Below are 13,003 nucleotides of genomic sequence, written 5' to 3'. Positions count from 1 at the left end.
GTTAGGTCCTCTTCACTTATTTTTATGCTTATGCTCGAACCGGCTCCAAAAGAAGCCGCGCTACTCCTCATCCAACAGCTTATCGTCATGCAGCCGTATGCTCATGACCAGACCCATCGCCACCATATTAATCAGCAGCGAAGTGCCTCCGTAGCTGATGAAGGGTAGCGTAATCCCCGTAAGGGGCATAATGCCGATCATCATACCAATGTTCTGGAACACTTGATAAACCAGCATCGAGACAATCCCTATAATCATATAGGAACCTGCATAATTGTTGCAATAAATGGAAATCAAAATCATGCGATAAATCAGGACAAAGTACATCAGCAGCAAAATCGATGATCCGACAAAACCAAACTCTTCCCCGACGACTACAAAGATAGAATCCGTATAGGCAACGGGAATAAATCCGCTATGTATCGATGTGCCCTGTAAATAGCTTTCTCCAACCAAAGCTCCGGAGCCGATGGCTCGAATCGCATTGTCCACGTGATACTTAGCGTCACTAGTAGCTGAGGACGGGTCAATTAAGGTAAGAATCCTTGGCATCCAGTGCGTCGGTATCTCTCTAGCCACAAGAAATGCCTTCAAAGGATCATGATATATTTTAAATAAAAACAAAAACAAATAGGCAAACCCAACGATCGAGACAGCGCCAATAATGCCATGAGTCCAGCGGATGTTGCCGATCCAAATCATGCCGATCAGAATAACACCCAAAATAATAGCATTACCTATGTCTGGTTGCATGACGACCAAGCCGATGGGCAGAATGCCAAGAAGGAAGATCGGGATGAGATCCCGCACCAGTCCCAGCGTCTCGCCTCTGTTACGAGCCATAAACGCCGCCAAACTGATGATCAGAATGATCTTCACAAGCTCGACCGGCTGAAAATCAAGCCCAAACGGAAGCTTGAACCAACCTCTTGCTCCGTTAATTCTCGCACCAAAGAAATAAACGGCAATCAGAAGGAGCACTCCGACGCCATATAAATAATACCAGATTTTCGTTAACAAGCGATAATCCAGAACGGTCATAAAGAAAAAGGCAATGAGCGAAATGACATAGATTACCGTCAGTTTTGTAGGGTCAAATACGTCAGTGTGGTTATATCTCGTCGCGCTGTAAAGCAGGAGCGTACTGATGACCATGAATGAAAAAAGGATAAGCACGATGGAGAAATCTATTTTTTTGAGTTTGTGCAGCACCTTGCGTCATCCTATTCCAAGAAACTTTTTCATTTTGGTGAAGACGCCCGTCTTCTCTTCCATAAGCATCAGCGGCACGGAATCTCCGAGAATGCGGCGCGCAATGTTCCTGTAGGCAATAGCGGCGCGAGAATTCGGATTCATGACTGTAGGCTCCCCGATATTGGCCGCCTTAATGACATATTCGTCGTCAGGCACGATGCCCAAGAGGTCGATGGCCAGCACGGAGCAAATTTCATCGACATCAAGCATCTCACCTTTTTTGACCATATTCGGGCGAATCCGATTAATGACAAGCTTCGGCGACTCGACATTGGGCTCTCTCTCAAGAAGCCCGATGATTCGGTCGGCGTCCCGAACGGCGGCGTTCTCCGGCGTAGTCACAACGATCGCTTTGTCGGCACCCGCCACTGCGTTCTTGAAGCCTTGCTCAATGCCTGCAGGACAATCGATAATCACATAATCAAAATCCCGCTTCAGATCAAGCACGATCTGTCGTACCGCGTCTGGCGATATCGCATGCTTATCCTTCGTTTGCGCAGCAGGCAGCATATACAGTTCGTCAAACCGCTTGTCCTTCACCAAGGCTTGCGGCAAACGACAGCGGCCTTCAGCCACATCGATCAAATCGTAAATAATCCGGTTTTCAAGCCCCATGACTACGTCCAGGTTACGGAGACCGATGTCCGTATCCACCATCACGACCTTCTTCCCATGCAGCGCCAAAGCCGTCCCGATATTGGCGGATGTCGTCGTTTTCCCGACGCCCCCCTTGCCTGAAGTAATAACGATTGCGTCTCCCATTGGTTCCACTCCTTATCCTTCAAATGCGCCCAAATAACCCGAACTTGTACAAGTGATGGATTTTGTCAATTTCCATTTTACCGTCTTTCACATAAGCGAATTCCATATAAGCGTCAAAACTATCGCTAAGGTTCCACTCGTCCGGAGGACGGCTGATGATCCCGGCGATTCTGAGCTGTGTAGGCCGCATATGAGAGGCTGCAATAACAGCCTGCTCATTCCCGTCCATCCCCGCATGTGCCATACCGCGTAAAGAGCCCATAATGTATATGCTTCCCGAGCTTGAGATGCTTCCGCCCGGGTTTACGTCCCCTAAGAACAAGATATTTCCTTCATGCGACAGCGTCTGTCCCGATCGAACCATTCCTTTTACCATTTTGACATCACCAGATTCAGGTTCAGCCCGTTCATTCGAAGAATCCTTCGTTTCTACGGATTGAACTAGCAGGTTGCCTCTACAGCTGATGATACTGCGCACTTCATCTTTCTGCTCTTCCGTTACCACACGGCTTCCCAGCTTCACATGCACATGAATGATCGGTCCGGTCAAAATTTGTTGATGCGTTTTTTCAAGCTTATGCTTTAGTTCCGCTATTACATCTGAGAACTCGCAGGTATCGTCGAGCAAAAATACGAGCCCGTCTTTTACTCCTTTTATCGTTACATGATGTTTCTTTGCAGCCATAACCGCTCTTACCCCCTAAGCCTATACAATTCGGCTAGGCACAGGCGTTCTCCTGCTCCGGCACAGAAAATTATTCTTCCTCCGCCTGTTTCTGCGGAAGTCCCTCAAACAGCTTCCGTACCGGAACATAAACAGCCAGCGCAAACAGCAGGTTAATCAGCATGCTGGGCAGCATTTGATAAAAGAATACCCATTGGAAATCCGTATGAATAACGCGGAACAAACGATACAAGCCAAAAATGACCGAATCGTAAAACAAATTTCCCAAACCGATCACAAGCATACTGATCACGATGCTGGAATAGACCCGCCCCTGCATAAGACCAGCAAAATAACCGGCTAAACCAAGTCCGAACGAAACCGGGCCAAGCATAGGCGAATGATGAATGAAATCCTGCAGTATGCCGAAAATAAGTCCGAACGTAAGCGCCGTGTGGCGATGAATATACAGACCGATATAAAGAACAATAACCAGCATAAAGTGCGGAACGACATAAACCTTCGTTTGCCATGCAGGTGGTATCAACCAAGGCATCAAGGTGCTTTCAAGCAAAAACAGAACACCCAAAATCAACCAAAGCTTTGTATGATTCATGACGACTCACCCAGCTCCGGCACTTCAACGACGAATACTTCGCGAAGATGATTGAACGATGCGAATGGCTGTATGCTGGCCACGTAGGTGATGCCAAACTCACCCTGCTTTTTCTCGACGACCTGCCCCACTTCGATGCCCCGAGGGAATACGAGACCTCTACCGGAAGTAATGATCGTATCACCAGGCTGAAGCGGATCCTTAGGATCGATTTTGGTCATTAGCAGCGTCTGCGAATCGGAGTCGAAAGTCTCGATAAAGCCGAACGATTCGTTCTCCTTACCCTTCACCGTGACAGAGATGGCTTTGGACTCCAGTGACGCTTTATCGTCAATCCCGGTAAGCAGCTGTACGTCAGAATAAAAAGAAGATACGCTGACCACCCTGCCGATCAGGCCTTCCACCGACATGACAGCCATATTTGGCCTGATTCCGTCCTTTTCCCCAAGATTGACGGTCATCATCTTGTTGCCCTGATTAAAATAAACGACCTCGGCCATGCGGAATTTATAATCGTTCATTTGCTTTTGCCGCTCGGTAAAGCCGAGTGCATCCTGCAGCCGTTTGTTCTGCAGCTCGAGGTCGTTCAATCGAGTCGTGTCACGGGCGTACTTGGTCAATGTCTGCCGCAGCACCTGATTTTCCTCATAAATGGTGCTAAGCTGCCCGACATCTTGAAATAAACCAACAATGGCTCCGACGGGCTTGTAGATCAGTCCCTGGGTCCAAGAAATCGTATCCTTCAAAAATCTCTCAGGCCATGTATTATAATTTCGCTGCCCGAACGTAAGACCCATCAGTGCAATAAAGCAGATAAGGCCAAGCATCAGCAAGAGCAACCTCTTATTTCCCAATAATCTCAATGCTTACACCTTCCAACATGAGAGGCTGTAATTTTAGCGCCGAGCTTTGACGGCGAGACCAGATCTCGTCTTAAACAAGTGAATGTTATCAAGCGCCCGCCCTGTGCCGATCGCTACGCAATCGAGCGCGTTATCGGCCACAATCACTGGCATGCCAGTCTCGTTGGCAAGCAGCTTGTCCAGATTGCGAAGCATGCCGCCGCCACCCGTAAGCACAATCCCCCGGTCCATAATATCGGCCGCAAGCTCCGGTGGACATTTCTCAAGCGTTACCTTTACGGCATCCAAGATACTATACACCGTATCGGCAAGCGCTTCGGAAATTTCATCCGAGGTGACAGACATCGTTTTGGGAAGACCACTCACCAAATCGCGGCCGCGGATCTCAAATCTTGCTGGCGGATCCATCGGCAATGCAGAGCCGATCTCCATCTTGATTTGCTCCGCCGTCCGCTCCCCAATCATCAGATTGTACGTGCGTTTGATGTAATGTATGATCGCATCGTCCATTTCATCCCCCGCCACCCGAATGGAGCGGCTAGTTACAATACCTCCAAGGGAAATGACGGCCACTTCCGTCGTCCCTCCGCCAATATCGACCACCATACTGCCGGTTGGCTCCCACACCGGCAAATCGGCGCCGATCGCAGCGGCGAACGGCTCCTCGATCGTGTAGGCGTCACGAGCTCCCGCCTGCCGCGTCGCATCCTCCACCGCACGTTTCTCGACCGCGGTAATCCCGGACGGAACGCACACCATCACACTGGGATGGCGCTGAAACAGAAAGCGCTGCTTTTGCGCTTGACGAATGAAGTATTTGATCATCGTAGAAGTAGTATCAAAATCGGCAATAACCCCATCCTTCATCGGACGGATGGCACGAATGTTTCCCGGCGTACGACCGATCATCTTCTTCGCATCGTTTCCTACCGCTTCAATGGTTTTCGTATCGGTTCGAATTGCCACGACGGAAGGCTCGCGAACAACAATACCTTTTCCTTTGACATAAACCAATGTATTTGCAGTCCCCAGGTCAATCCCCAGATCTTTAGTGAATCCTCCGAACATGGTTGGTGCTCCCTTCTCTATTTAAAGACGCGCATTCCGCGGAATTAGTTTTCATTTTGATTAAATAACGGATTTTAGCTGCTTACTCGGACGTACCGCCTTGCAACGAAGCGTAACTCCTTATATAAGCCCATCTAAGTCCGTAATTTGGCGGTTACAAACCATCAGAACACCTGAGTTTAAACCGGAAGACCCGCTTTCTGATGCTTTCAGAAAAGCTCCGGCTGCAGCACAAACAAATCTTCAACAATTAGACTTCGATCAGAAGCTTTTCTTATTATATTACATCATTCCAAGCTCCTTCAAACTGACGAAGCGCTGATCGCCGATCACGATGTGATCCAACACGTCGATACCAACGATATCTCCCGCCTGTACAAGACGTTTGGTTATCTGGACATCCTCAGGACTCGGTGTGGGATCGCCGCTGGGGTGATTGTGTGCACATACGATCGAAGCGCTGCTGCGCTTAATGGCCGCGCGAAACACCTCGCGAGGATGCACGATAGACGCATTCAGACTGCCCATCGACAATGTCTCCTGCCCGATCACATGATTTTTGGTGTTCAGAAACAGACAAACAAAATGCTCTTTTTGCAAATAGCGCAAATCCTCCATCAAAAGCGACGCCACATCCTGCGGAGATCGAATGATCACCGTTTCGTTCATAGCGCTTCTGGCCATCCTGCGTCCCAGCTCGATACCGGCTTGAATCTGCAGTGCTTTGGCTGCGCCGATGCCCTTGATTTCGGTGAACTGCTCCATGCTCATATCTGATAGTTTCCGGAGTCCGCCGCTTTCCCTCAATAATCGCTGAGCGACATGGACAGCCGATTCCTGAAACGTACCCGTTCTGAGCAATATCGCAAGCAGCTCCGCATTGCTTAATGCTTGAGCCCCATACTGTATCATGCGCTCTCTAGGTCGTTCTTCGTTAGGGACATCGCGCAATGTATAATTGAGCGATTCCAATGCATTCCCCTCTTTCATGTGGTCTTGTACGAGCATTCATTATAACACGACACCCTCTCAAAAGACAGCAACCGAGAAACGCTCAAGCATGTCTGAAAGAAGCGACATCGGGAGCCCCACGACGTTAAAATAATCGCCCTCGATTCTCTCCACAATCGTGGCGCCGAGTCCTTGAATCGCATACGATCCGGCCTTGTCCATCGGCTCGCCCGTTGCCATATAACGACGAATGCGTTCATCCGTGAGTTCCTTCATCCATACGGCCGTTCTTTGATGGGCCACATGCTGCACCCCGGTCTGCAAATCGATACAGGCGACGCCGCTGTATACGTGATGCTCTCTTCCCTGCAAGGACTTCAACATACGAAAAGCGTCCGCTTCGTCCTTGGGCTTGCCGAGAATCTCTTCGTTCAATACGACGATCGTATCCGAACCGATGATAATACCCTCCGGGAGCTCCTGCAAATCCGCTTTACAACGTTCGTATACTGCCGACGCTTTGCGACCGGATAGCTGCTCCACAATTTGTTCTGGGGTAAGTCCTGGCTCCGTCGTTTCATCCACATCACTGACGATAATTTGGTAGGGAAGCTGCAAGGAACGGATTAACTCCTGCCGCCGTGGCGAAGAAGAGGCCAAAATCAATGGTTTGGTAGTAGTTAACGTCATAAAACGTTCCCTCATTTCGAATTTTTATATCATGTCCCGATCCTAGGATCACCGACTGTAAGTCAGAGCCACATCTATCATCTCGCTTATTCGCACCCGGATGTCCGCTTCCTTCCCGGGAAGCGGACAAGCTGCCGGCCTACAGTCGGCGGTGCAGCCAGAATCCGAGAGCCAAGCCCGCGATACTGATCAAATTCAGACGGATATACAGGTTCAAATCGTATCGGATCACTAGCAGATCAGCTTTAGGCTGCCAGGTTAATTCCACCGACTTGGTCAGGAACGACAATCCCGGATATGGAGCAAGAAGCTGGCCAACCAGCGTTCCGGCAACCAATCCGACAATCAGGAAGAGAATGAGTGTAAGCATATTCTTTTTCAAGATGTAGGATACCTCTTTCGGGAAAAATTACGAAACGAATTTTCTATGTATGCCACTGGCTATTATAGCATACCTGCCAGCAGCTACGCCGATTTTTGTCTAGAAAGGAATTGTGGTGAATGTTACCTAATTACAGAAGAAAAGGTGAGCTTGTACAATGGTAAGGAAAGGAGTGAACCGGATGCATAAGCCTTGGATGCGTGCCGCGCTTTTGACCCTTGCTCTTCTTGTGCTGCCTGGACAGGCGTCTGCCGCGAAAATTGTCGTCGATGCCGGTCACGGAGGTTATGATCCCGGCGCCATCGGCGTCAACGGGTTGCAGGAGAAAACGGTCAATTTGGATATATCCCGCAAGCTCAGAGACATCTTGGTGCGGCGTGGGTACGAGGTGGTCATGTCGAGGGATTCCGATGTGTATCTCTCCTTGAAGGAGCGGGTCGAATTTACAAATGCGCAGCATGCGGATTTGTTCGTCTCGATTCACGCGAACTCTTTCCCGAACCCGGGAACACGCGGTGCGTTGGTGCTGTACTATGATGATGCATATCCGCAATCGAGCTATCCCGCAAGTCCCGAAATGAGGGCACTCACTCCCCAAAGCCGGGAGCTGGCGACGAAGGTACTGGACTCCTTCGTCAAAACGGTTGGCGTGGAGAACCGGGGTCTTGTACCGAGTGCGGTCTATGTCGTTCGGATGGGCGGCATCCCGAGCATCCTTTTTGAGACGGCGTTCTTGTCGAATGCAGCGGATGCGGCGCTTCTGGCGTCGGATCCGGTACGCCAGAGCATGGCGCAGGGAATTGCCAGCGGCATTGAAGCTTTCATGCCGCCGAACATGGTGTTCCCGGACACCCGGGGACACTGGGCCCGCGAAGCCGTCTTGCGGCTGAATGCTCAGGGCGTTGTAGAAGGGATCGGCGACCGATTCGAACCGAACCGGCTGCTGACGAGAGCGGAATGGATGGCGATGCTCGGGCGGGTCTTCGACCTGCCGGCGTCCGGGACGGCGGGGAGCGCTTGCGGCCCCGGCGGCAAAGACACGGTCGCCGGGGCGGTCTATCGCAAGGACGGGTGCGGCACCTCGCAAGGGGCTGCCGCGTTCCGCGACGTGAACGCGGGGCATTGGGCCTTCGCCGCCCTGAACCGGGCGGTGAAGGCTGGCGTGCTGGAGGGATACCCCGACGGCACGCTGCGGCCCGACCGGCCCGTGACCAGGGCCGAGGTGGCCGCGCTGTTCCAGCGGCTGGCGAATGCGCCGCTGGAACAGCTGCCGAAAGGCTCGCGGCAGCCATTCAAAGACGTGCCGGCAGATTATTGGGCGGCAGGAGCAGTGGCTTCACTGAAGCAATCTGGCTGGATTAATGGCGTAACGGCAGAAGAATTCGAACCCGAACGTTTCATGACGCGGGCTGAATCCGCCGCGCTGATTGACCGATACATGGCTAGCCGCCCCAAGTAGTTCAAGTACGGATGGTTCTTAAAAACGTGCATTGGCAGCAAAGCAAATAAGCTCACCTTTCATTCGTCAAAGCGAATCAGAGGTGAGCTTATTTTATTATTGCACCGAAGCGCTCTTCAGAAGCTCCTTCTCAGCTACGAGATACTGCATCAAAGCCGTCTGAGCTTCCCAGAGGAGTGCATGGGACGGGTTTTTCTTATACTCATCGAGCGATACAACCGCGGTGTTGAGTGCACTGTTCATTCTTGGCAGTGTTGTACGTCCGGCTTCCTCTAAGCCATCACTAACGGCCGAAGCCGTTCCGGACCAGGTCTGATGCGTCGACTTGATCGCCTGCAGCGACTTCTCATCAAGCGCAGTCGGATTTTCCTCGCCTAAGTGGAGGAGCGTTTGTGCGCTAATCTGCTGTACCAGCTTTTCTCCTTGGCTCATGTAGCTTTGGAATAAATCGCTTTGGTTACCGTTCCACTTGATTTGAGATACAGCCGGAATGTCGTATGACTTGATCATGACCTCCATCTGCCTCTGCTGAAACTCCCGTGTAAGCCCAAGCGCTTCATCACGGCTCGAAGCCATGCCTACAAATACGGGGTACTTCTCCCCTGCTTCGCTAGCCGCAGCCAGTCCTTTCTTGCGGAAATCCGCCACGGCCGTCGCCGCGCTTTGTGAACTACTGAAGACGCCTCCCTGGAGGAAGGTGTACGTTCTTGCAGGCAGGTTGACAGCCAGTGAGGTCACGCCTGCATTCGTCGATCCCCCCGATGCTTTCGCTTCACCGCTATTGCCTGCCTGTACACTAGCCTCTTCTTGCACCTGGGCTGTAATGCCAACCACCGGTTGGACTTTCCCGCCATCCGTGACTTCGCCAGAGAACATGGACAGCACCAAAAAACCAAAGGCAACGCCCGTCACGACAGCTCCGGCTACCGAGGCGGTGATTTTCATCCACGAGCCTCCCCCGGATGAATTGGGATAATAGACGGACTCTTTGGTCTTATAGGCACTATACTCCCGGTTAGTCTTGCGTCCGCGCTTACGATCTAGCTCCAGATATCCGGTTTCCGGATCGACTTTCATGCTGTTTGTACGGTCTGATGCCGGTATCGTCTCTTCCATGCGATACGTCTCTGTATCGAATGAGCTTTGCCAGCCTCCAAAGTCCGTGGTGTAGTCGTTCAGAGGCTTTACCTCAATACGCTTCTTCTTCTCTTTCTCAATCCCTGCTGCTTGCTCTAGCGGCTCTTCCATCACACGGCGTTCCTCTACATGCAGCGGAATGACCTTAGATTGTTCCTTCTTCTCCTGCTGGGGTTCACGCTTCTCCCGCTGCTCTTGTTGTTCCCGGTCATTGAAACGAAACGTCATCCTAGCCTTGTTCACTGGCGTCAACTCTCCCTTGTCCATTATCTTATTACTAGACTATGAGAGTTGAAGAGAAAATAGAACTGTACATAAACAAGCCTCCGACACAATTCCGTCTAGCACACAACGGAATTCTTCGGAGGCTTTATTGTGCAGATTCAATCTTATTTCGGACTTTCAGCAAGGGCTTTGGCCAGTCCATCAGCCGCTTTCCAAATATCCCCTGCGCCCATCGTCAGAACCAGGTCGCCCGGACGCACAGAATCGTACAAATAGGCCTGTACCTGCTCCTTTGTTGGGACATAACGAACATTCGGGTTGCTGTTCTTGCGGATCAGTTCCACCAAATTGGCCGAGCTGATCCCTTCGATTTGCTTCTCCCCTGCCGGGGAATAGATGTCCGTAATGATCACCTCATCCGCATCCGGGAAGGCACGGCTGAACTGCTCAAACAGAAAATAGGTCCGCGTATACCGCTGCGGTTGAAACACGGCGATAATGCGCTTGCCCGTCGCTTTGGCTGCTTGGATTGTCGCTTCGATTTCAGTAGGGTGGTGTGCATAATCATCGATGACCAAGATGTTATTCACTTCACCCAGCACCTGAAATCGGCGCTTGGCTCCGCGGAATTCCGTAATCGCTTCCGCTACCTGCTCGAATGTTAGGCCCGCTTCCATGCAGGTAATGATCGTAGCCATCGCATTGTAGACATTATGCTTGCCGGGCACGGATAAACGAACCGTTCCGAGAAGAACTCCGCCTCCCACTACTTCAAACGTGACCTTTCGGTCGCCGAGGCATATGTTTCGAGCCATCACATCCGCTTCCGTATCGATCGCATACGTGATGACCTCGCTCTTGATTTGCGGAATCATTTCCTGCAAATAGACGTCATCCTTGCAAACGACCGCTTTACCGTCACTCTGCACCTGGCTTAAAAACCGGGCATAGGCGTTTTTCAAATTTTCAAAGTTGCCGTCATAGTTTTCAAGATGATCCGCTTCAATATTGTTTACCAGTGCGATACTAGGTTGGTACTGCAGGAACGAACCGTCGCTCTCATCCGCCTCCGCCACGACCCACTCGCCCTTGCCGGCTTTGGCATTACTGCCAACGTTCATGATTTCCCCGCCAATGATAAAGGTCGGGTCCTGTCCGCAATGCTCCAGCACCAAGGCAATCATGGATGACGTTGTCGTTTTTCCGTGCGCTCCCGCCACCGCAATGCCTTTTTTCGCATTCATTAGTCTCGCCAGCATTTGTGCCCGGTGCAAAATCGGGATCTTCAGCTCTTCAGCCGCGACCATCTCTACATTATCTTTAGACAGCGCCGTGGAGTATACGACGACGTCCGCTCCCTTCACATTCTGCGCTTCGTGTCCGATAAACACCTGCGCTCCCTTGGCTGCCAGCTTCTCCGTCAGCTCCTGCTGCGCCAAATCGGATCCCGATACTTGGTAGCCCATTTCCAGCATCACTTTGGCAATGGCACTCATACCATACCCGCCGATACCGATAAAATGGATATGCTCCGATGTATTCACTCGCGTTCTCACCAGCCTTTTTCAGAATCGGATTGATGCTTGATCCAGGAACGAACATCCCCTATCAAATATAACGTGCCCGAGACGACGGTAAGGTCGTCCTCTGCCGTCAAGCCCTTGACTCGCTCGAGCGCCGCCTTCCATTCCGGCTCTACGATCACTTCCACATCACTGCGGCCGTACTCATGCAGTAACGACCTAGCCAGTCCGGCGAGAGTATCTGCCGAGGCTTTCTTGTGCCAATTCGGCTCGGTAAGGATGAGAGTATTCACTATTGGTAGTATATGCCTGAAATAGCCAGAATGATTCTTGTTATCGAGCATTCCCATGACAAAATGAAGGTTTTTATACGAATATGTCTCTTTCAGCGCCTTCGCCAGCGATTCGGCCCCTTCCGGATTATGCGCTCCGTCGATCAAAATCCTCGGTGCTGTCGATACCATTTCGAGACGCCCAGCCCACTGCGTCCGTTTCAGAGCAGCAAGCAGAACCTCGTCATCTACAATTAAAGCATAATATTGGCGCAGCACTTCCAACGTCATCAGAGCGACGGAAGCATTCTCGATTTGATGCGCCCCGTTCAGAGAAATCGTCACGTCCGGCATGGCGCGAAACAAGCCTTTGAAGTCAAACGTCTGCTCGTCTTCTTTGGTTGAGACCGAATCATAACGAAATTCACGACCCAGCAAATAAAGCTTGCTTTGCTTTTCTTTGGCCTTTCGCTCAATGACTTCCACAACCTCCGGTTGCTTCACGGCGCTTACTACCGGAACACCGGACTTGATGATGCCCGCTTTCTCCGCTGCGATTTGCTCCAGGGTATCACCCAAAAAGTCCATATGATCATGACCGATGTTCGTGATCACCGAAACGAGCGGCGTGACGATATTGGTCGAATCGAGGCGCCCGCCTAAACCCGTTTCCCAGACGACAAAATCGGGAAAAGCCACACGCGCAAAATATTCGATAGCCACCACGGTCGATATTTCGAACATGGAGGGCTGCCCATACTTATCCGCCACTTGATCCACGACGGGCTTTATTTTATTAATGACCTGAAGCAGGTCTTCATCGGAAATGTTCTGCCCATTAAGCTGGATCCGCTCGTTATAGCTCTCGATGTAAGGGGACGTAAACGTCCCTACATGGTATCCGCCTTCTCGAATGACTTCCGACAAATAGGCGCATACCGAGCCTTTGCCGTTCGTTCCGGCCACATGGATGAATTTTAACCGGCGGTGCGGGTTGTCGAGCAGCTCCATGAGCTGCTCCATCCGTTCCAGTCCTGGCTTGATGCCTGCCAGGGGAATGTATCTTACAAGCCAATCCACCGCTTCTCTAACCGTCTGGAACGCTCCTGCCTGAGCAGATTGTTTAGCTTCGCTCAT

The 13,003-nt window shown here is 51.2% G+C and carries 13 protein-coding genes; 1 reads left to right on the top strand and 12 read right to left on the bottom strand.

Annotated elements, in window-relative coordinates:
- Positions 1-60: 60 nt before the first annotated feature.
- The 9 genes from JOE45_RS22920 to JOE45_RS22880 all read right to left on the bottom strand — a co-directional run bounded on the left by JOE45_RS22920 (position 61) and on the right by JOE45_RS22880 (position 7,250).
- Positions 61-1,212 (bottom strand): FtsW/RodA/SpoVE family cell cycle protein, encoded by a 1,152-nt coding sequence (locus JOE45_RS22920; RefSeq protein ID WP_210022191.1) that lies wholly within the window; start codon positions 1,210-1,212, stop codon positions 61-63.
- Between the two features lie 6 nt (positions 1,213-1,218).
- Positions 1,219-2,016 (bottom strand): septum site-determining protein MinD, encoded by a 798-nt coding sequence (gene minD, locus JOE45_RS22915; RefSeq protein WP_210022192.1) that lies wholly within the window; start codon positions 2,014-2,016, stop codon positions 1,219-1,221.
- Positions 2,017-2,035: 19 nt separating this feature from the next.
- Positions 2,036-2,701: a septum site-determining protein MinC gene (gene minC, locus JOE45_RS22910; RefSeq protein WP_210022193.1), complete on the bottom strand. Its 666-nt coding sequence runs from the start codon at positions 2,699-2,701 to the stop codon at positions 2,036-2,038.
- Positions 2,702-2,771: 70 nt separating this feature from the next.
- On the bottom strand, positions 2,772-3,296 hold the full coding sequence (gene mreD, locus JOE45_RS22905; protein ID WP_210022194.1) for a rod shape-determining protein MreD: 525 nt from the start codon (positions 3,294-3,296) through the stop codon (positions 2,772-2,774).
- Positions 3,293-4,150, bottom strand: coding sequence for a rod shape-determining protein MreC (gene mreC / locus JOE45_RS22900; RefSeq protein WP_348632609.1), 858 nt, complete (start codon positions 4,148-4,150; stop codon positions 3,293-3,295). Before mreC ends, mreD begins: the two co-directional genes overlap by 4 nt.
- A gap of 42 nt (positions 4,151-4,192) precedes the next feature.
- Positions 4,193-5,227: a rod shape-determining protein gene (locus tag JOE45_RS22895; protein ID WP_210022196.1), complete on the bottom strand. Its 1,035-nt coding sequence runs from the start codon at positions 5,225-5,227 to the stop codon at positions 4,193-4,195.
- A 282-nt stretch (positions 5,228-5,509) separates the two neighbouring features.
- A complete protein-coding gene (gene radC / locus JOE45_RS22890) occupies positions 5,510-6,217 on the bottom strand; it encodes a RadC family protein (RefSeq protein ID WP_210023500.1) in 708 nt (235 codons plus the stop codon).
- A gap of 39 nt (positions 6,218-6,256) precedes the next feature.
- Positions 6,257-6,868, bottom strand: a complete 612-nt coding sequence (locus JOE45_RS22885) for a Maf family protein (RefSeq protein WP_210022197.1) — start codon at positions 6,866-6,868, stop codon at positions 6,257-6,259.
- A 139-nt stretch (positions 6,869-7,007) separates the two neighbouring features.
- Positions 7,008-7,250, bottom strand: a complete 243-nt coding sequence (locus tag JOE45_RS22880; RefSeq protein ID WP_210022198.1) for a DUF4321 domain-containing protein — start codon at positions 7,248-7,250, stop codon at positions 7,008-7,010.
- A gap of 181 nt (positions 7,251-7,431) precedes the next feature.
- Here JOE45_RS22880 and JOE45_RS22875 point away from each other — a divergent pair, with 181 nt between their 5' ends.
- Entirely contained in the window at positions 7,432-8,709 is a 1,278-nt protein-coding gene (locus tag JOE45_RS22875; RefSeq protein WP_210022199.1) for an N-acetylmuramoyl-L-alanine amidase, read from the top strand.
- Between the two features lie 96 nt (positions 8,710-8,805).
- Here the strand turns inward: JOE45_RS22875 and JOE45_RS22870 are convergent, their stop codons facing one another.
- From JOE45_RS22870 to JOE45_RS22860, 3 genes are all read right to left on the bottom strand, one after another.
- Complete coding sequence (locus tag JOE45_RS22870) at positions 8,806-10,089, bottom strand: hypothetical protein (protein ID WP_210022200.1); 1,284 nt, start codon at positions 10,087-10,089, stop codon at positions 8,806-8,808.
- Between the two features lie 146 nt (positions 10,090-10,235).
- Positions 10,236-11,615 carry a UDP-N-acetylmuramate--L-alanine ligase gene (gene murC / locus JOE45_RS22865; RefSeq protein ID WP_210022201.1) on the bottom strand — a complete coding sequence of 460 codons (1,380 nt, stop codon included), beginning with the start codon at positions 11,613-11,615 and terminating at the stop codon, positions 10,236-10,238.
- An 8-nt stretch (positions 11,616-11,623) separates the two neighbouring features.
- A complete protein-coding gene (locus JOE45_RS22860; RefSeq protein WP_210022202.1) occupies positions 11,624-13,003 on the bottom strand; it encodes a bifunctional folylpolyglutamate synthase/dihydrofolate synthase in 1,380 nt (459 codons plus the stop codon).

This window comes from Paenibacillus sp. PvR098 (genome assembly GCF_017833255.1).
GTDB lineage: Bacteria > Bacillota > Bacilli > Paenibacillales > NBRC-103111 > Paenibacillus_G.
Note: the sequence above shows the minus strand (reverse complement) of the source record. Positions and strands in the feature narration are given on the sequence as shown.